The sequence below is a fragment of the Moraxella lacunata genome (genome assembly GCF_002027545.1).
Lineage (GTDB): Bacteria > Pseudomonadota > Gammaproteobacteria > Pseudomonadales > Moraxellaceae > Moraxella > Moraxella lacunata.
Genome location: NZ_MXAN01000016.1, coordinates 1 through 18,293 on the forward strand (window position 1 = coordinate 1; position 18,293 = coordinate 18,293).

Below are 18,293 nucleotides of genomic sequence, written 5' to 3' on the forward strand. Positions count from 1 at the left end.
TTTTGGGGTGCGGTTCAAATCACTACCCTGTTTTTTGTACTTGAATGTTTAGTGGTCAGCACTCACCGCGCCGCATTCATCTAGCACTGCCAAAATTTCATCTGTTTTGGTTTTTAGTAGCTCTTTATCGCCTTTGGTCTCTATATTTAAGCGAATAAGTGGCTCGGTGTTGGACGAACGTAGATTAAACCGCCAATCGCCAAAATCTAGACTTAATCCGTCTAAGGTGTTTTTAGTAGGATTTAATGCGTGGTATTTTTGCTCCAAAATTTCGCTGATTTCATTGGCGGTTTTTTGCCCCAAGCGAAAATTAAGCTCGCCTGAACTGGGGAAGTCATTGATATAGCCATTGACCAGCTCGGATAAAGTTTTACCTGTTACTGATAACAGCTCGATCACCAGTAGCCACACAATCATACCACTATCACAATAGGCGAAATCACGAAAATAATGGTGAGCGGACATCTCGCCCCCATAAATCGCCCCTGTCTCACGCATGACTTGTTTGATAAATGAATGCCCTGATTTACTGATGATGGGCTGACCACCGTTTTGGGCGATGACGTATTCGGTATTATAAATCACCCGGGGGTCATAGACGATGCCCTTGCCTTGATGTTGTTTCAAAAATACCTCAGCCAGCATGCCCACAATATACGAACCTTCAATGAATCGTCCGTTTTCATCAAACAAAAAACAACGGTCAAAGTCGCCATCAAATGCCACACCAAAATCCGCCCCATGAGCGATGACAGCATCCGATGTCGCTTTTTGGTTGGCGATAATCATGGGGTTGGGGATGCCGTTGGGGAATGAGCCGTCTGGGGCGTGGTGGACTTTGATAAGCTCAACCTTATCGCCAAGACGTTTTTGTAGTTCATCAACCACAGGCCCTGCCGAGCCGTTGCCACTGTTTACCACGATTTTTTTAGGGGTAAATTTGGCGGTGTCGGTAAAGCTCATGAGCTTGTCAATGTAGGCAGTTTTGTCGGTGTTTAGGGTAACTCTACCTTTGCCTGCAACCACAAATTCTCCACGCTCGGCGATGGTGCGAATGTCTGCCAATCCCGTATCGGCACTGATGGGGCGTGAGTTTTCACGCACCATTTTTAGGCCATTGTAGTTAATGGGGTTATGACTTGCGGTAACCTCAATCCCACCGATGGCGTTATAATGACTTGTGGCAAAATACACCTCCTCGGTGCCAACCATGCCCAAATCAATCACGTCCACGCCAGCGTCTGTTATGCCATCAATGACAGATTGTTTTAAACTGTTACTGGATGAGCGAATGTCTGCACCAACCACGATGACAGAGTTTTTTTGACCATGATTTTTTTGACCATGATTTAGATATTGGGCAAAAGCTCGTCCGATGCGATAGACGATGACGCTATCCAAATTGACATCAAGTTCACCACGCACATCATAGGCTTTGAAGCAGGAGATGGTAATGGGATTAAAAGTTTTCATGAATCATCCTAGGCGCTAAAATAAAAATAACTTAATTTTATCATGTTTATCATCATTTGGTGGTGCATGTTGTGAAATTATTTATATGCCAAAATAGAATAACCTTTAACATTTTTTGCCTATAAATTTTTATAAAAATTTGGTATGCTAACCGTGTAACATTTTAAACCGACAACCTTTAAAGGAAATTTTATGAACATCGCCAAAAACATCACCGACCTTATCGGCAACACGCCCCTAGTGGAACTCAACCGCCTAACAGAAGGCTTGCCCGCTCGTGTCGTGGCAAAGTTAGAATACTTTAATCCAGCCAGCTCGGTCAAAGACCGCATTGCCCTATCCATGATAAACGAAGCCGAAAAAGACGGGCTTATCAACAAAAACACGACCATTGTAGAAGCAACATCAGGCAATACAGGCATTGGGCTTGCCATGGTGTGTGCGTCTAAGGGTTATAAATTGGTTATCACCATGCCCGAGAGCATGAGCTTGGAACGCCGAGCGTTACTGCGTGCCTATGGGGCAAAGCTTGTGCTAACGCCTGCTGTGGACGGCATGGGTGGGGCGATTGCCAAGGCGAACGAGCTTGCCAGTCAAGACGGCTATTTTATGCCACGCCAATTTGACAATCTAGCCAACCCAAAAATCCACCGTGAAACCACCGCCCTAGAAATCTGGAACGACACAGACGGACAGGTAGATATCGTGGTGGCAGGGATTGGCACAGGCGGTACGATTACGGGCGTGGGCGAAGTGCTAAAAGCCAAAAAGGACAGCGTCCAAATCGTGGCGGTCGAGCCGTCTGATTCGCCTGTGTTTAGCGGTGGCGAAAAAGGGGGTCATAAATTGCAAGGACTTGCCCCTGGTTTTGTGCCGAGCATTTTAAATACCAAGATTTATAACGAAGTCATCACGGTTACCACCGAATCCGCCTTTGCCACGGCTCGCCAAATGGCAGAAAAAGAGGGTCTCCTTGTGGGGATTAGTGCAGGGGCGGCGGTGTGGTCAGCCCTACAAGTGGCAAGCCGTCCTGAAAACGCAGGCAAACTCATCGTGGTGGTGGTTCCGTCATCGGGCGAGCGTTATCTATCTACGGCACTGTTTGAAGATTTGGCTCAGTAAATAAATAGATGTGGAAAACCCCGTTATCTAGTATAATGGGGTTTATTTTGGAGAGATAAAATGAGCGAAAAATTCGAAAAATACCATGTGGCAACCATTAATCGCCCAAAGATTGTCGCCACAAAAAAGTTGGATTTGTCAGGCAAACAAGGCGAGCAGATTATAAAATCCGAAACTAAACTCGTTCTTCGGACGCATAGCGAGACATTTAAACGATTGGCAGATATGTGATGGAATTGATTTATTTTCCGTTTGAACGTGTGATTGAAATCAACCATTATATTTTGCAAACCGAAAAGGGCTTAAAAAGCAGGGCGGATGTTGCCAAACTGCAAGGGGCGTTGGCTCGTGTGGATAATGCCATTGCCTATGAAGGCTTGGATGATGTGTTTGAGATTGCCTCAAAGTATGCGTGTAGCATTGCTGTTGCCCATGCCTTGTCGGATGCCAATAAACGCACAGGGCTTGCGGTGGCATTAGAATACTTATCTTTGAATGATTATGAAATTACCTTAGACCATGTTTTAATCGCTGATGCCATGCGTGATTTGGTGGTGGGCGATTTATCCGAAAGTGAATTTGCTGATATTTTGTATGCTCAATATTTTGTTTCACACAACCCAATGGAATGATTATGACCCCAACCAACCAATTCTCTGACCTTTTAACGCTCATGGCACGCCTTCGCACCGATTGCCCGTGGGATAAAAAACAAACCAACGACAGCCTACAAAAATACGCCATAGAAGAAGTTTTTGAACTTGTAGAAGCCATTAGTAATGACGACAAAAGCCCCCTTGCCACCGATGACATCAAAGGAGAGCTTGGTGATGTGCTTTTGCAAATCGTCTTTCATGCCCATCTGTATGCCGAGCAGGGGCGGTTTGATATGGCGGACGTGATTTATGCTTTGCAAGAAAAACTCATTCGCAGACACCCCCATGTGTTTGACAAAGAAAATCTAAAAACAGACGAAGACGTCAAACGCCGTTGGGACGAGATTAAACAGATTGAAAACCAAAACCGACCAAAACGCCTATTGTCCGATGTTAAGGCGGGTACGGCGTTAATGACCGCCCAAAACTTACAAAAACAGGCAGGAAAAGTCGGTTTTGATTGGGATAATTTGAGCGGTGTGCTGGACAAGCTCCAAGAAGAGATAGGTGAATTACAAGCAGAATTACCCACGCCTGAGTTTAATTATAAAATAGATAAATTAGATAAAGCCCAAAAAGACAAAATCGCAGGCGAGCTTGGTGATGTGCTGTTTGTGCTGACCAACCTTGCTCGGCATTTGGACGTTGATGCTGAAATGGCATTACAAAACACCAATGCCAAATTTAAACACCGATTTGCTTTTGTAGAAAAATCACTGATGGAGCAGGGCAAAACGCTAGAAGAAAGCAATTTGGCAGAAATGGATAAATACTGGGACATGGCAAAGGAACAAGAGAAGGAATTCTGAAATATGAAAAGACAGGTAAAATTCAATCCAAAAATTCAAAAAGTTCGTGAGTTGGATGAATATGATAAAAACTTACAAAAAATCCTATGGTTGATTTTGGGGATTTATGGATTGTCTTTAATTTTGCCTGCTTTTGGTTGGGTAAATCATAAGAGTGAAGTCGCTAACATGGAATTAGGTTGGCAAGTTCTTGTTTATGATTTACCATTGGGGTGGCTTTATGTATTTTTTGGGGGACTGGGAGGATTGGCGGTTTATGCAAATTTGGTATTTGCTCGTATTACCGTGTCATTATATGCAGGTAAAGAAATATCCTATATTCACAATACCTTATTGATGATATTTTTGGCATTATTAAGTTTTGTTGTGGTAGAACCATCAGGCGGTGCATTGGGTGATGCGGGTTCAACTGATTGGCATGATAATGATATTGTGCATGTTTGGAGCTATGGGGCATATTGTTGGTTTTTTGCTTTATTTGCTACCGCTTATGTAGTCATTGCACGCTCTATCAATCCTGAAAAATTATTTCATATTCGTAACTTTATCATTTCGTTTATTGCTGTATTGACGTTATTATTGGGTGTGCAATATTATCGCTATGCCAAAGCCAATGACATAGAAAAAGAAAGATATTTTCATAAAAAAGTTATTCTTACAACCGTTAAAATGTCTGGCGTAGAATACAACCCACCACAAAAAAGCGGTATTGTTTTAAATAAAGATGATGTTATTCAAATAAAAAATCCTGTGGAGTTGGATAAAAGTTTTATAAAAAGAGTGCAAGATGATAAAAATTTGTGGGTAATTTATAATTCTCGTCATCAGCTTGCAGAAATTTTACCAAAAATGCAAGTTGATTATATTTATGAAAACAATAAGAACCATCATAAAATCAGCGATGAAAATGGTAATGTCTTATGGCAGACTGATGATGAAACTTTTGCAAGAGAGTATCATCAAGATGTCCAAGAGTTTTTTAGCATACTAGAACCGCCAAAACTTGCCAATAGTCAAGACGAATTTTTTGTTAATAACATTCAAAAAGAAAAATTTTCACCATCGGCACAATGTCAATTTGAAATTATAGAAACCAAATATGACAGTGATAATTTGTATGATGGCGATTATTTTGGCTTATATGGTAAGAAATTTTATATAAAATTAGAGAAAGGAAATATTTCCGAGTATCAGCTTTGGTGCGGTAAAAATTATGATATTTTGATAAAACCAAAAGAATATGATAGAGAAATGAGTGCTATTTTATTTGACAAAAGGCTCAAACAGCCCGTTGCTCAATTTTTTTGGGTATATACAGATATTGTAGGCATACCAAGAGATTTTAATGGTCATAAAATTGTACAAGCAAAAGAAGCGTTAAGTTCAGATAAAAAGATTGAGGAATTACAAATAAAATGGATGCATATTAATGGTAAGGGTCTGTATGATTCTGATAAGGAGGATATCATCGACAAACCAAGTGATAATCCAAATAAAAAATCAGACCCAATTATTTTAGGGAAAGTAGGGCAAGAATATGTGTTATTACTTGATGTGAGATAATGATGAGATTACTTCAATATTTATTATTGGTTTTGATGCTGATGGCAAACATCGCCCACGCCCACCAATGCTACGCCGACCCCAAACAGGCGTATCAAGCCCTTATCGCCAAACAATCCGCCCAAAAAGCGATGAGCGTGCGGGTTAATATCAACACCGCCAGCATGGGCGAGCTTGCAACCTTAAATGGCGTGGGGGCAAAGACCGCTCAGGCGATTGTGGATTATCGGGAGCTGATGGGGCGGTTTGATAGCGTGGATGATTTGACAAAGGTTAAGGGTATCGGGGTCAAAACCTTGGAAAAAAACCGTCACAGACTCACGGTGCATTAGCTTTTTTGGCAAAAACAAGGTACAATGAAACTTATGACGGGTGGTTATTAAAGGGCATTTGATGGTCATTCTATCAAGCAAGTTTTTATTAGACTTCTTTCCAAACCCCGATTTTTGTGGATTTTTAAAAACCTCAACCCCAATACTTATAAGGGTNNGAAAGAGATTTATTATGAAAAATAATCTGACCGCTTATAACCAATAAACTTTAAAGTTATTACAAATGCGATGATGTGTGGATGTAGGGGCATGCTGAGCATGCCTTGTACAGTAATACCATCAAAGGGTGTGTTCAGCACACCCCTACAAACCTGTGGTAAATATTAAGTTGGTTGGGTGTAATTAGGTAAATATGCAAGATTTTACCTATCTTTTAATCTTTTAAATGCAAGTGGTGGGATAGCCATTTTCATGTAAAAACAATTTAAAAGTGTAAATTTTCATAAATTCAAATAAATATTATCAAAATTTAACACGCCCCAGTAAAAAATGAGTGACACAAGTCATGGCAAAGACAAAAGCGGACGCAAAACTCGGGCAGTCCCATGCTCGCCCCAAACAATTCAAGAAAACCAAAAAAGTCAAGCGGTCTAAACAGCCCAAACACCGCCAAACAGACAAACCAATGGCAAAGCATGCCATTCACCAAACATCAAAAAAGCAGTCTAAACACCTTATGCAAAAAAAACCAACCAAACACAAAACTCCCAAATCATCAGCGACCGTGCTGTCGGCACAGAAGTTGGGGCTTGAAAAACGTACTTTGCCACACAGTATCGTGGAAGTTATCAGCACGCTTAACAAGGCAGGTTTTGACGCCTATATCGTGGGTGGTGGCGTGCGCGATAGTCTTTTGGGGCTTGCTCCCAAGGATTTTGATGCTGTGACCAACGCTCGCCCTCATGAGATTAAGGCGATTTTTGGGGGGCGTTGCCGCATCATTGGCAAGCGGTTTCAACTCGCTCACGTTTATTCGGGGCGTGAACTCATTGAAGTGGCGACTTTTAGAGCTCCGCCCAAGGACGACACGCACACCACCGATGACGGCATGATTACCCGTGATAATGTGTGGGGGACGATAGAGCAGGATTTTGCCCGTCGTGATTTTTCCATTAATGCCTTGTATTATCAGCCGATTAAGGGCGAAGTATTAGATTTTTGTGGGGCGGTCGATGACATCAAAAACGGCACATTACGCCTGCTTGGTGATGCCAAAGTGCGTGTGGAAGAAGACCCTGTCCGCCTGCTTCGTGCGTTGCGGTTTAAGGCAAAACTGGGTTTTGAATTTGACAAAGCCCTAGTCAAACAGTTTAATGACACAAGCTGGATGCTTTTGGAGCAGGTGTCCGCCCATCGGCTCTATGATGAGACCCAAAAGATGTTCACGGGCGGTTATCTGGCTCCGCTGTTACCCCTGCTATATCAATATGGAGCGATGAACAGTCTGATGACCTACGCTCAGCCCAAGCCCACTCGCCTTGCCCTGCAAGTTGCCAAAAACACCGATGAGCGGATTGCCTCGGGCAAAACTGCCAACCCTGCGTTTTTTTATGCGGTGCTGTTGTGGGAGAATTATTTGCATGCTTTGGCAAAGTTTAAGAAAAAAGGTCTGCCCTTTCACGAAGCCCAAATAAAAGCGTCTCGCAAGGTGTTTGATGCTCAGCGTATCAAGACCGCCATTCCTAAATTTGCCGAGGATTTTATCAGCGATATTTGGTTCATGCAACCCAAGCTTGTCAGCCCCAAGCCCAAAGACGTGGACAGGCTAAGCTCGCAGGGTAGATTTCGGGCAGGGCTTGATTTTCTTATCATGCGTGAGGGTCGTGATGACAGTCCGCTGTCCGAGCCGACCAATGACATGGGGGCGTGGTGGCAACGTTATTTGGCGGTTGATGCGACCAGTCAAAGCCAAATGCTAAATGCGTTGGGAGGCGGTGTGACTCGCACTCGCAGACGACGTGGGGCAGATACAGGGACTGATAAAGGCATTGATAAAGATGCCGAACTTCTACAACTCCAACAGCTCTCAGGGCGTGATGATGACAAGGCGGACGATGTGCCACAACCGTTACTGGTGGTGGATACTGCCAACACGCCCAAGAGTGCTCGCCCCACGCCAAGAGTGCGACAGGTGGATGTGCCGACCTTTGAGCGCCGCACGTACAGCGAGAGTGATTTTGCCAAACTGCTGGACAATGACGAGCCTTACATCCCATCGGTGCGTTATCGCAAACGTCAGCCATCATCAATGCTGTCCATCAAAGAGCGTGAGCAAGGTCTGACCGAGAGCGACTTACAGCCATCTGTGTCAGACTCTGCCAAGCCTAAAACGCAGGCGAGCAAACGCCAAAAAGCAGGACAGCAAACAAGACGACAAGCGGAGCCACGAGAAACCGCCCAAGATACTGACACGCCAAAACCCAAAAAACGCAAAAAATCCAACGCCAAACCACGAGCCAAACACGATGACTGATAAGGTACAAATCTATCTGGGGCTGGGGGGTAACATCGCCAACGAGCTTGGCGAACCAACTAGCCATATTTTGGCGGTGCGTGATACGCTAGCCTGTGATGAGCGGTTTTGTGATGTGGTGCTGTCGTCTTTGTATTCATCCAAGCCGTTTGGCGTAACCGACCAACCTGATTTTGTCAATGCGGTGCTGTCCGCCAAGACAAGCCTTGACCCGATAAGCCTGCTTGATTTTTGTCAAGACTTGGAGCAGGGGGCAGGGCGTGTGCGGTTACGGCGGTGGGGCGAGCGTTCGCTTGATGTGGATATTTTGTTGTATGGCGATGAAATTATCCATAATGACAGGCTGACCGTGCCACACAGTGGGATTTTTGAGCGAAATTTTGTGCTTGTGCCACTTTTAGAATTAAATGATAAATTGATGATAAACGGGCAAAAAATCCGTGAATTGGCATTGGCTTATGAGATGACTGGGCTTAGAAAGTTGGATTAACTTGGTGTATTATTAAATAAAGATATATTTTAAAATTTGGTATGTAGAGGCGAATCACATTCGCCCCATGATGTATATCAACACAGGGTAAATTGCCATTCACTCCTGCAATCATATCCTTTAATCAACACGATAAAATCGGCAAAAAGGAGCAATCATGCAAGCAAGATTTATCAACCCATTTACTGATTATGGTTTTAAAAAATTGTTTGGCGAAGAAGCCAGTAAGCCCTTTTTGATAGATTTTTTAAATGCCATGCTCCCTGCTCATCATCAAATTAAGGACTTAACCTTAAAAAACAGCGAGCAAATGGGCATTAGTGATTTTGACCGCAAAGCCATTTATGATATTTATTGTGAAAGTCATACAGGCGAGCGGTTTATTGTGGAATTGCAACGAGCCAAACAAACTTTTTTTAAAGACCGCACATTATATTACGCCACTTTTCCGATTAACGAACAAGCCCAAAAAGGCGAATGGAATTATCAATTAAAGGCGGTGTATTGTATCAGCATTTTGGATTTTTTATTTGATGAGCATAAAGACGACCCAGAAGTTATTTATACCGTGCAATTAAAAGACCAAAATAATCAAATTTTTTATGATAAATTAACGCTGATTTATTTGCAATTACCCAATTTTTGTAAAAAAGAACATGAATTGGTAACGCCACTTGATAAATGGTTATTTTTTATTAAAAATTTGGAAGATTTACAATACATTCCTGCTATTTTTAAAGACAGTATTATTGAACAAGCCTTTGAAAAAGCCAATCTTGCCACATTTAATCGCCAAGAAATTGATAAATACGAGCGAAGTTTGAAAGTATATCGTGATTTGCATAATTCACTAGAAACCGCCATAAAAGACGGCTTTTATCAAGGTATGGAACACGGTTTGCAAACAGGGTTAAAAGAAGGCTTGCAACAAGGTATGCAAAAAGGCATTGAGCAGGGCAAATACGAGCAAAAAATCGCCACCGCCAAAACATTAAAAGGGCTAAATATCAGCCCAAAAGACATTGCGTTGGCGACAGGTCTGGATATTGATGAGATTAATAAACTTTAAGGATAATACATGAACCAAGACAGCCATTATTTACAAAAACCTTTTATTACCGTTGGGGCGGTATTTGAAGATAATATCGGCATTAATGATATTATTAATAACACCAATAATACCGAGCTTGATTATAAAGGATTTTGTTATACATTTAAGGCGGAAATTGATAGCGATTTTAAGGTGGGCGATTATGCGGTGGTTCATGCCCGAAATGAATTAAAAATTGTCAGAATTGTCCAAATTCACGATGCCCCAAAAATTGACATGAATGTCAATTTTGAATATAAATGGGTGGTACAAAAAATTGATTTTGGGGCATTTAAAGAACGTCATCAAGAACAAAAACGCATTGAAACATTATTAAATGCATTGCAAATTGCCGAGCGTAAAGAAGCGTTGCTTGATAGATTAAATAAAATGTCGCAAAAAGACGAAACATTTGGCGAATTATTAAAGCAAACGCTAAATACGCAAGCCTTGATTGAAAAGAACGACTAAGCATGACCTACCTAACCCACACCGCCCCCATAACCCTATCCACGCTTGCCAAATACAAAAAGCAAGGCGAAAAATTTAGTTGTCTGACCTGCTATGATGCCAGTTTTGCTTATCTTATGGCACAGGCGGGCATTGACGTGATTTTGGTGGGCGATAGCCTTGGCATGGTGGTGCAGGGGAAAGCGTCCACGTTGCCCGTTACCGTTGCCGACATGGTGTATCACACCGCCAATGTCGCCCGTGCCAACCGCCATGCCTTGATTATGACCGATTTGCCCTTTATGAGTTATGCCACGTTGCCTGATGCGATTGCAAATGCTCGTGCGGTCATGCAAGCAGGGGCGAATGTGGTTAAAATCGAAGGCGGTAGCGAGCTTGCCGACACGGTCAAGGTTTTGACGGATAATGGCGTGCCTGTGTGCGTGCATTTGGGATTAACGCCCCAATCGGTCAATGTATTGGGTGGTTATAAGGTGCAGGGCAAAACAGACGCACAAGCGGACAAGCTATTAAGAGATTGTGAAGTTTTGGTAAACGCAGGGGCGAGCATAATTGTGTTAGAATGCGTGCCGTTATCGCTTGCCAAAGCCGTGAGCGAGCGGTTTGCCGTGCCTGTCATCGGCATTGGGGCAGGTGTGGAGACGGACGGACAAGTGCTGGTCATGCACGATATGTTAGGCGTATATACCCAAAAACCTGCCAAATTTGTTAAGGATTTCTTAAAAGATGACAGCAATCAAACAGGCGATATTTTGGGGGCGTTTGTCAATTTTCATCAAGCGGTTAAAAATAAAACTTTTCCTAGTGTTGAGCATACTTTTCACTAGGGCGTGTTGAACTTTGGTATTTGCAATGAAAAATGAGAAAAATCGTACGTTTTTCAAGGAAAAAACGCAGGCTGATAGTCATTCTATCAGACAAGTTTTCGCCTTCGAGCCACAAGATTTAGCCATTTTTCATGCAAAAATTGATTAAAATTGTCCAATTTTCATCTTATTTTTATAAAAATGTTATCAATGTTCAACACGCCCTAATTAATGGCAAAAATTATGAAAATCTTTCACCATATCAACGACTTACAAACCGCCCTAAACAAGCACCGCAAAGACGGCAAAACCATTGGTTTTGTGCCGACCATGGGGAATTTGCATGACGGGCATTTGTCGCTTATCAATATCGCCAAACGTCATGCCGATATTGCCGTGGTCAGTATTTTTGTCAATCCCACGCAGTTTGGGGCGGGCGAAGATTTTGACAGCTACCCACGCACGCTGGACGCAGATTGTGAAAAATTGCAAAGCGTACAAGCGGATTTGGTGTTCGCCCCGAGCGTTGATGAGATGTATCCGACTTATCCGCCGAATATTCAAGTTTTGAGCGGAGAAATTACCAAGATTTTATGTGGCAAATCTCGCCCCACGCATTTTGACGGTGTGGGCTTGGTGGTGGGTAAGCTTTTTAATATCGTCCGCCCTGATGTGGCGGTATTTGGCAAAAAAGATTATCAACAGCTTGCCATTATCCGCAGGTTGAATGATGAATTAAATTTTGGCATAAACATCATCGGTGGCGAGATTGTCCGTAATAAAGACGGTTTGGCATTGTCATCACGAAATGGTTATTTAACTGATGATGAATTAAACACCGCCCCCATTATCCAAAAAACTTTGCAAAAGATTAAAGTCGATATGATAAAGGCGGGTATAAGTCAATATCCAAATATTATCCAAAAATACCATGATGAATTAACCAATATGGGATTAAAGGTGGATTATTTAGAGCTTTATAATGATAAATTAGAACCTGTTAAAGGGACTGATAAAAAATTAGTGGTATTAACGGCGGTATATGTCGGTAAGGCACGGCTTTTGGATAATATAGAAATTGATTTATCATAAAAAATTATTTTAATTTAAAATGGTAATTGATTGATGATTAAACGGTTATCTTTTTAAATGGTGGGGGAATTATATTCGCCCTAATAAATCATTTGTATAAATTTGAAAATAGAGTTTTATCATAAATTATTAAACTTCCTGCAAAACTAGTTTTCCGTTCGCCCTGAGCCTGTCGAAGGGTAGCGGAAAACCGTTAGGTTGCCCAAGCTCACCACGAACGGTTTTCTTTAAATGCGGAGTTTTTTAAGAAATCTGTTTAAATTATTATAAGGAAAATAAATGTCAAACACCCAAATCATCATCGTATCAGGACGGTCAGGTTCTGGCAAAACGTCCGTGTTAAATATTTTAGAAGATTTTGGTTTTTATGTCATTGACAATCTGCCCCTGTCGCTGGTGGGTCAGGCGGTGGGCGATTTGATTGGCAATGATGTCAAAAAAGTGGCGTTAGGCATAGATGTCAGAACACCAAAAGCCGACTTGTCCGCCTTTGGGGGTGTGTATCAGAACTTGACCGACAAATACCATGAAGCAGTCAAAATCCTATACGTTACCGCCCAAGAGAGCGTATTGGTGGCACGTTTTGGGGCGACACGGCGAGTTCACCCGCTTATGCCGACCGCCAATAATTTGCCCAACGCCCTAGCCCAAGAGATTGAGCTGTTAAAGCCTATTGCCAGTCATGCCGATATCAAAATTGACACCAGTACGCTCAACATTCACGAGCTAAAAGAAAAAGTCCGCCAACATATCGGCATGGATAATGTGGTGTCGGTTAATGTGTTGTCTTTTGGGTTTAAACATGGCACGCCCATTGACGCTGATTTTGTTTTTGATGTGCGGATATTGCCCAATCCACATTGGCAAGAAAATTTACGTCCGCAAACAGGGCTTGATGATGATGTCAAAGCATTCTTTACCAATTATCCAGAAGTGGATAATATGGCGGACGATATTGGTAAGTTTTTAATAAAATGGCTCCCTAATTTTTTAAATAACAACCGCTATTCGGTAACGGTTGCCATTGGTTGCACGGGCGGTAAGCATCGTTCGGTATATATTGCCCAAAAGGTGGGCGAATTATTAAAAAGCCAGTTGCCTGATAATATGCCTATCATTGTCAAACACCGTGAAAAACGGTATTGGTAAATTGAATTGATTGATATTAAAAATTTGTATATTTTAAATAAAAATATTTTAAAATTTGCAAATGTAGGGGCGAATCACATTCGCCCAATTATCAAATTTTAATACAATTAAAAGTAAGGTGCGTAGTACGCACCAAATAACAGTTTAAATGGGTATGATACACTCTACAAATGAAAAACTACTACGGTTTCCGTAGTAAAATTCAATTTTGTTAGCTGTGCACCCAATAATTTTTAAAAAGAGAAATCTATGAATATTGACTGGTCAAAACAAGACATGAGAGTGTCTCGCACCGAGATTAAAAAAGCCCACGAACGCTTACAAGCCCTATCCGAACCGCTTGCCAAACTCTCCAAAAAACAGCTTGCTAATTTGCCAGTGAGTGAGTATTTTTTGGACGAATTAAAGCATTTGACCGAGATTGACAGCCACGCCGCCAAAAACCGCCAAATCAAACGGGTGGGCAAGCTCATCATTGAAGAAGACCGCCATGTTTTGACGGGGGCGTTGTTTGAGCTTGTGTTTACGCCCGAGCAATGCACCAAGATTGAAACGTGGTTTAACCGTTTGACATTAAATGACGAAAGTACGATAAAGCAATTTGTCAAGCAGTTTAAAAAAGCAGAGTACAACAGCATTTATCAGCTACTTTTGTGGATAGAATACGCCAAGCATCTAAACGATGATGAGCTTTTGGCGGAGAGCGTGGCGGATTTTGAAAGTTATGTGAAAGAAGTGGCGATTTTGTCGCAATGATAAATACCCTAAAAAACCACTGGCGCGCCATTTTTACAAATCATGATGGTTTGTATGATGAGCTATTTGATACAATCATCACATTTTATCAAGAACCCCACCGCCATTATCACAACATCACGCATTTATACGAATGCTTTTTGTGGTTTGATAAAATAAAGGATAATCTATATCGCCCTGATTTGGTTGCCATTGCTCTTTTTTATCATGACGTGATTTATCATCCCAAAAGCCCCACCGATGAATACGACAGTTCAATTATAATGAAAGATGATTTAAAAGACATATTATCTGATACAGATATTGCTATCATTGAGCGTTATATTCTTGCCACCAAAGACCATGTTAACCCTTTGGTAGGCAATGATAAAAGAGATTTGGATTATTTATTGGATATTGATTTGGCGATATTGGGGAGCGATTTTGATAGATTTAATGAATATAATCATCAAATACGACAAGAATATGCGTGGGTCAATCGTTTTATTTATCATATAAAAAGAAAATCGGTACTAAAGGGGTTTTATAACAAGGAGCGAATTTATTTAACCGATTATTTTTATCAAACATTAGAACATAAGGCAAGGGATAATTTAAAAAGATGCTTGTAAATGAATAACCAAAAATTTGATACATCTTGTAAGGGCGAATTCAATTCGCCCAAAAATCAACACTTTATCACAAGGCAAATGTGATTTTCCCCTACAAATCCGCCCAAAGGTATAGTTAATTAACAATGCCAAAAATAAAAAAGCGATAATTGGTGTTATCGCTTTTTTATTACCCACTAATTAATGATTTCACAATCAGGCAAATGTTTGGCTAATTCAGCCAATTCTTCATCGCCATTGGCTCTACCTTTGGCGTATTCAATGTGTAACTTTTTTAAATCTAAATCAAACAAAGGGCGATAATCTGTGATTTGGTTATATTCACAATTAAGTTTGGTAAGCTCTTTTAAATGAGCCAGTGGCGAGATGTCGCTGATTTGATTATGCCATATTGCCAAATCGGTCAATGATGACAAATGACGAAGGGGCGAGATGTCGCTAATCCGATTAACCCCCAGATTTAACTCTTCCATATCAACCAACCCCCAAGCGGGCTGATGTCAGAGATGTTATTGTGATAAACGCTAAGAAAATTAAGGTCATGCAGATGAGCGAGTGCGGTCAAATCACTGATTCGATTGTCGGTCAAATCCAAATATTCCAATGTTCTAAGGTTTGCCAAGGGTGAGATGTCTAAAATGGCGTTACTATGCAGGCACAGATAAGTTAAACAAGTTAGGTTTTTTAAGGGGCTGATGTCCGAAATGTCGTTACACATCAAAAACAAGCTATCCAAATGAACCAAATTTGCCAATGGCGAGATGTCGCCGATGTGCATATCCGTCAAACGCAAGGAAGTCAGTTGGGTGCAATGAGCTAGGGGTGTGATGTCGGTAACAGGCTCTCTGCCATTAAGACTGTTATAATATAACTCAAACCGTGTCAGTGTGGGTAGTGCCTTAAAGAAGGCGGGGTCTGTTGGGTCTAGTCCGATATTTTGGGTAAAATGATATCGCCAATCGGCAGAGAGTGTGTGCCACCAAAGCTCTAACTCGTCTGGGGTCATTTGATTTAATGGTGTGGCGGTGTCGGTCATGGGCTTGCTCCGGTGGAGTTTGATTTATTGTAGCATAGAATTTTTGCTGTCGCCATTTTGCCCAAAAAATGCTAGAATAGCGACAATTTACCCATGATAACAAGGCAAGCTATGACCGCAAACATCACCTCCGACCGCATCCTAATCCTAGATTTTGGCTCGCAATACAGCCAGCTCATCGCTCGCCGTGTGCGTGAAGCAGGCGTGTACTCTGAGATGCACCCCTTTGACATGAGCGACGACGACATCAAAGCCTTTAACCCCAAGGGCATTATCCTGTCAGGTGGGCCTAAAAGCGTGTACGAAGCAGGTTCGCCACGAGCCCCGCAAATCGTCTTTGAGCTTGGCGTGCCTGTGCTTGGCATTTGCTACGGCTTTCAAACCATGTCCGCCCAGCTTGGCGGTTCGGTGGTGGCAGGGGCGGTCAAAGAGTTTGGCTATGCCCAAATTGACGTGGCGGTGGACGACAAACTCTTAAACGGCTTAAAAGATGACAACGCCCAAATCCAAGTTTGGATGAGTCATGGCGACAAAGTGGCAAGCCTGCCAGACGGCTTTACCGTAACATCAAGCACGCCAAGCTGTGCCTTTGCCTCCGCCAGCGATGAAGCTCGCAAGCTCTATGGCGTGCAGTTTCACCCAGAAGTAACCCACACCGCCAAAGGCGTGGAAGTGATTAGCAACTTCGTGCATGGCATTTGTGGTTGTGGCAATCTGTGGAACCCTGAGAACATCATTGAAATGCGAGTGGCACAGTTAAAAGAGCAAATTGGCGATGAGCAGGTGCTACTTGGCTTATCAGGCGGTGTGGACAGCTCGGTGGTGGCGGCATTGCTTCACAAAGCCATTGGCGACCAATTAACCTGCGTATTTGTGGACAATGGGCTACTTCGCCTAAACGAAGGCGACCAAGTGATGAAAATGTTTGCCGATAACATGGGCATTCGGGTAATTCGTGCGGATGCTGAAAATCGCTTTTTGGACGCATTGGCGGGAGCGACCGACCCAGAGGTCAAACGCAAAATCATCGGACGAGAGTTTATTGAAGTATTCTCTGAAGAAGCTCGTAAATTGGACGGCGTGAAGTTTTTGGCACAAGGCACGATTTACCCCGATGTCATCGAGTCCGCCAAAACCAAAAATGGCAAGGCTCACGTCATCAAATCGCACCACAATGTCGGTGGTCTGCCTGATGATTTGCAGTTTGAATTGGTGGAGCCTTTGCGTGATTTATTCAAAGACGAAGTGCGTAAACTTGGCACAACGCTTGGCTTGCCCCATGAGATGATTTACAGACACCCTTTCCCAGGCCCGGGTCTTGGCGTGCGGATTTTGGGTGAGATTAAAAAAGAATATGCCGACATTTTGCGGGTGGCGGACGATATTTTTATGCAGGAGCTTCGTGCGTCTGGCTGGTATGACAAGACCGCCCAAGCCTTTGCTGTGTTTTGCCCTGTCAAATCGGTGGGCGTGGTGGGGGACGCACGCCGTTATGCGTGGGTGATTTCACTGCGTGCGGTGGAAACGGTGGACTTTATGACCGCTCGTTTTGCTCATTTGCCCTATGAGCTTGTAGATAAAATCTCAACGCGTATCATGAATGAGATTGCCGATGTGTCTCGTGTTGTCTATGATGTGAGTAGCAAACCGCCTGCCACGATTGAGTGGGAATAAACCGAAAAAACCGTCAAGAAATTGGCGGTTTTGTTTTTGAAATTAAAAACATAAAAATTTGGTTGTTTGTCGTCATTTACCAGAAATCTACTTCAACAGCATAATCATTGTCCGCACACATCTGATAAAAGTCTTTTAAGTATTTAAAATAGTTTCTATAAAGCTCTTTGTAATTTGAGCCGTAATCTATTTTATCAAAGGCTTTATCAAAATCAACGACATTCATGGCGTTGGAAATCTCTTTAACGGCTTGCTTGTCGTTATAGCCATTACCCACCCATATCTCCCACCAACCACAATTCTCCCAATACCAATCGCCATTTTCATCGGTTTCATCATTCCAGCCCAATATAGCAATACTAAGCGGGTTGTTTTTATCCACCAAGTCAATGTCTTTACCCGTTAGTATTTTGTGTAAGCCATAATGGCTTTTTGCCAAATTTAGCTCATCAATTTGCACGTCCATACTGATGACATCGCCATTTAACACTCTGTCAAAATCCGCTTGGGTCATCGCTCTGTAACTTACCGTAATACCCATAATTTTTCTTAAAAAAGTTGGCGTAGACTGCACTTGATTATTTCATAGAAAATCAGACAATGCAAATGTTGCAAGGTGGAATTTATTGATTTGGCTGTTGGAAAACCATCAAACATCAAAAAAGGGCATATTCTGAACCGACCCCCAAA

21 protein-coding genes are annotated in these 18,293 nt (G+C 42.3%); 17 read left to right on the forward strand and 4 right to left on the reverse strand.

Annotated elements, in window-relative coordinates; genetic code table 11:
* Positions 1 to 48: 48 nt before the first annotated feature.
* Positions 49 to 1,473, reverse strand: coding sequence for a phosphohexomutase domain-containing protein (locus B5J94_RS03455; RefSeq protein ID WP_062500770.1), 1,425 nt, complete (start codon positions 1,471 to 1,473; stop codon positions 49 to 51).
* A 192-nt stretch (positions 1,474 to 1,665) separates the two neighbouring features.
* On the opposite strand from B5J94_RS03455, the gene cysK reads away from it, so the two are divergent.
* The 16 genes from cysK (at position 1,666) to B5J94_RS03530 (ending at position 14,893) form a co-directional block, all read left to right on the forward strand.
* Positions 1,666 to 2,595 (forward strand): cysteine synthase A, encoded by a 930-nt coding sequence (cysK, locus tag B5J94_RS03460; RefSeq protein WP_062500768.1) that lies wholly within the window; start codon positions 1,666 to 1,668, stop codon positions 2,593 to 2,595.
* A gap of 60 nt (positions 2,596 to 2,655) precedes the next feature.
* Positions 2,656 to 2,826, forward strand: coding sequence for a hypothetical protein (locus tag B5J94_RS03465; protein ID WP_062500766.1), 171 nt, complete (start codon positions 2,656 to 2,658; stop codon positions 2,824 to 2,826).
* On the forward strand, positions 2,826 to 3,227 hold the full coding sequence (locus B5J94_RS03470) for a type II toxin-antitoxin system death-on-curing family toxin (protein WP_062500764.1): 402 nt from the start codon (positions 2,826 to 2,828) through the stop codon (positions 3,225 to 3,227). Before B5J94_RS03465 ends, B5J94_RS03470 begins: the two co-directional genes overlap by 1 nt.
* Positions 3,228 to 3,229: 2 nt before the next feature.
* Positions 3,230 to 4,060, forward strand: coding sequence for a nucleoside triphosphate pyrophosphohydrolase (gene mazG, locus B5J94_RS03475; protein WP_062500762.1), 831 nt, complete (start codon positions 3,230 to 3,232; stop codon positions 4,058 to 4,060).
* A 3-nt stretch (positions 4,061 to 4,063) separates the two neighbouring features.
* The gene (locus B5J94_RS03480) at positions 4,064 to 5,623 is read left to right on the forward strand and encodes an efflux MFS transporter permease (RefSeq protein WP_062500760.1); all 1,560 of its coding nucleotides are present in this window, start codon (positions 4,064 to 4,066) and stop codon (positions 5,621 to 5,623) included.
* 2 nt (positions 5,624 to 5,625) lie between these two features.
* On the forward strand, positions 5,626 to 5,955 hold the full coding sequence (locus B5J94_RS03485; RefSeq protein ID WP_228144513.1) for a ComEA family DNA-binding protein: 330 nt from the start codon (positions 5,626 to 5,628) through the stop codon (positions 5,953 to 5,955).
* Positions 5,956 to 6,631: 676 nt separating this feature from the next.
* Positions 6,632 to 8,428, forward strand: coding sequence for a polynucleotide adenylyltransferase PcnB (pcnB, locus tag B5J94_RS03490; protein ID WP_062500959.1), 1,797 nt, complete (start codon positions 6,632 to 6,634; stop codon positions 8,426 to 8,428).
* Positions 8,421 to 8,918: a 2-amino-4-hydroxy-6-hydroxymethyldihydropteridine diphosphokinase gene (folK, locus tag B5J94_RS03495; protein WP_062500957.1), complete on the forward strand. Its 498-nt coding sequence runs from the start codon at positions 8,421 to 8,423 to the stop codon at positions 8,916 to 8,918. The genes pcnB and folK overlap by 8 nt, the downstream gene beginning before the upstream one ends.
* A gap of 154 nt (positions 8,919 to 9,072) precedes the next feature.
* Positions 9,073 to 9,987: an Rpn family recombination-promoting nuclease/putative transposase gene (locus tag B5J94_RS03500; protein ID WP_444542973.1), complete on the forward strand. Its 915-nt coding sequence runs from the start codon at positions 9,073 to 9,075 to the stop codon at positions 9,985 to 9,987.
* Positions 9,988 to 9,996: 9 nt separating this feature from the next.
* Positions 9,997 to 10,479 carry a hypothetical protein gene (locus tag B5J94_RS03505; RefSeq protein ID WP_062500954.1) on the forward strand — a complete coding sequence of 161 codons (483 nt, stop codon included), beginning with the start codon at positions 9,997 to 9,999 and terminating at the stop codon, positions 10,477 to 10,479.
* Between the two features lie 2 nt (positions 10,480 to 10,481).
* Complete coding sequence (gene panB, locus B5J94_RS03510; protein ID WP_062500952.1) at positions 10,482 to 11,306, forward strand: 3-methyl-2-oxobutanoate hydroxymethyltransferase; 825 nt, start codon at positions 10,482 to 10,484, stop codon at positions 11,304 to 11,306.
* A gap of 25 nt (positions 11,307 to 11,331) precedes the next feature.
* Positions 11,332 to 11,454, forward strand: coding sequence for a hypothetical protein (locus B5J94_RS14925; RefSeq protein WP_265734259.1), 123 nt, complete (start codon positions 11,332 to 11,334; stop codon positions 11,452 to 11,454).
* Positions 11,455 to 11,528: 74 nt separating this feature from the next.
* Positions 11,529 to 12,377 (forward strand): pantoate--beta-alanine ligase, encoded by an 849-nt coding sequence (gene panC, locus B5J94_RS03515; RefSeq protein ID WP_062501712.1) that lies wholly within the window; start codon positions 11,529 to 11,531, stop codon positions 12,375 to 12,377.
* A 279-nt stretch (positions 12,378 to 12,656) separates the two neighbouring features.
* A complete protein-coding gene (gene rapZ, locus B5J94_RS03520; protein ID WP_062500866.1) occupies positions 12,657 to 13,526 on the forward strand; it encodes an RNase adapter RapZ in 870 nt (289 codons plus the stop codon).
* A gap of 249 nt (positions 13,527 to 13,775) precedes the next feature.
* Positions 13,776 to 14,282: a ribosome biogenesis factor YjgA gene (gene yjgA / locus B5J94_RS03525; protein ID WP_062500864.1), complete on the forward strand. Its 507-nt coding sequence runs from the start codon at positions 13,776 to 13,778 to the stop codon at positions 14,280 to 14,282.
* A complete protein-coding gene (locus B5J94_RS03530; protein ID WP_062500862.1) occupies positions 14,279 to 14,893 on the forward strand; it encodes an HD domain-containing protein in 615 nt (204 codons plus the stop codon). The genes yjgA and B5J94_RS03530 overlap by 4 nt, the downstream gene beginning before the upstream one ends.
* A gap of 176 nt (positions 14,894 to 15,069) precedes the next feature.
* Here B5J94_RS03530 and B5J94_RS03535 read toward each other — a convergent pair whose 3' ends face one another.
* Positions 15,070 to 15,366, reverse strand: coding sequence for a leucine-rich repeat domain-containing protein (locus B5J94_RS03535; RefSeq protein ID WP_062500860.1), 297 nt, complete (start codon positions 15,364 to 15,366; stop codon positions 15,070 to 15,072).
* On the reverse strand, positions 15,354 to 15,929 hold the full coding sequence (locus tag B5J94_RS03540) for a leucine-rich repeat domain-containing protein (protein ID WP_062500858.1): 576 nt from the start codon (positions 15,927 to 15,929) through the stop codon (positions 15,354 to 15,356). Before B5J94_RS03540 ends, B5J94_RS03535 begins: the two co-directional genes overlap by 13 nt.
* Before the next feature lie 111 nt (positions 15,930 to 16,040).
* On the opposite strand from B5J94_RS03540, the gene guaA reads away from it, so the two are divergent.
* The gene (gene guaA, locus B5J94_RS03545) at positions 16,041 to 17,603 is read left to right on the forward strand and encodes a glutamine-hydrolyzing GMP synthase (RefSeq protein WP_062500856.1); all 1,563 of its coding nucleotides are present in this window, start codon (positions 16,041 to 16,043) and stop codon (positions 17,601 to 17,603) included.
* A gap of 76 nt (positions 17,604 to 17,679) precedes the next feature.
* On the opposite strand, the gene B5J94_RS03550 is transcribed toward guaA, so the two are convergent.
* Complete coding sequence (locus tag B5J94_RS03550; RefSeq protein WP_062500852.1) at positions 17,680 to 18,144, reverse strand: DUF1877 family protein; 465 nt, start codon at positions 18,142 to 18,144, stop codon at positions 17,680 to 17,682.
* Positions 18,145 to 18,293 lie beyond the last annotated feature (149 nt).

Coding starts and splice junctions, on each gene's coding strand:
- B5J94_RS03455 (WP_062500770.1), bottom strand. CDS start 1,473: ATGAAAACTTTTAATCCCATTACCATCTCCTGCTTCAAAGCCTATGAT.
- cysK (WP_062500768.1), top strand. CDS start 1,666: ATGAACATCGCCAAAAACATCACCGACCTTATCGGCAACACGCCCCTA.
- B5J94_RS03465 (WP_062500766.1), top strand. CDS start 2,656: ATGAGCGAAAAATTCGAAAAATACCATGTGGCAACCATTAATCGCCCA.
- B5J94_RS03470 (WP_062500764.1), top strand. CDS start 2,826: ATGGAATTGATTTATTTTCCGTTTGAACGTGTGATTGAAATCAACCAT.
- mazG (WP_062500762.1), top strand. CDS start 3,230: ATGACCCCAACCAACCAATTCTCTGACCTTTTAACGCTCATGGCACGC.
- B5J94_RS03480 (WP_062500760.1), top strand. CDS start 4,064: ATGAAAAGACAGGTAAAATTCAATCCAAAAATTCAAAAAGTTCGTGAG.
- B5J94_RS03485 (WP_228144513.1), top strand. CDS start 5,626: ATGAGATTACTTCAATATTTATTATTGGTTTTGATGCTGATGGCAAAC.
- pcnB (WP_062500959.1), top strand. CDS start 6,632: ATGCAAAAAAAACCAACCAAACACAAAACTCCCAAATCATCAGCGACC.
- folK (WP_062500957.1), top strand. CDS start 8,421: ATGACTGATAAGGTACAAATCTATCTGGGGCTGGGGGGTAACATCGCC.
- B5J94_RS03505 (WP_062500954.1), top strand. CDS start 9,997: ATGAACCAAGACAGCCATTATTTACAAAAACCTTTTATTACCGTTGGG.
- panB (WP_062500952.1), top strand. CDS start 10,482: ATGACCTACCTAACCCACACCGCCCCCATAACCCTATCCACGCTTGCC.
- B5J94_RS14925 (WP_265734259.1), top strand. CDS start 11,332: ATGAAAAATGAGAAAAATCGTACGTTTTTCAAGGAAAAAACGCAGGCT.
- panC (WP_062501712.1), top strand. CDS start 11,529: ATGAAAATCTTTCACCATATCAACGACTTACAAACCGCCCTAAACAAG.
- rapZ (WP_062500866.1), top strand. CDS start 12,657: ATGTCAAACACCCAAATCATCATCGTATCAGGACGGTCAGGTTCTGGC.
- yjgA (WP_062500864.1), top strand. CDS start 13,776: ATGAATATTGACTGGTCAAAACAAGACATGAGAGTGTCTCGCACCGAG.
- B5J94_RS03530 (WP_062500862.1), top strand. CDS start 14,279: ATGATAAATACCCTAAAAAACCACTGGCGCGCCATTTTTACAAATCAT.
- B5J94_RS03535 (WP_062500860.1), bottom strand. CDS start 15,366: ATGGAAGAGTTAAATCTGGGGGTTAATCGGATTAGCGACATCTCGCCC.
- B5J94_RS03540 (WP_062500858.1), bottom strand. CDS start 15,929: ATGACCGACACCGCCACACCATTAAATCAAATGACCCCAGACGAGTTA.
- guaA (WP_062500856.1), top strand. CDS start 16,041: ATGACCGCAAACATCACCTCCGACCGCATCCTAATCCTAGATTTTGGC.
- B5J94_RS03550 (WP_062500852.1), bottom strand. CDS start 18,144: ATGGGTATTACGGTAAGTTACAGAGCGATGACCCAAGCGGATTTTGAC.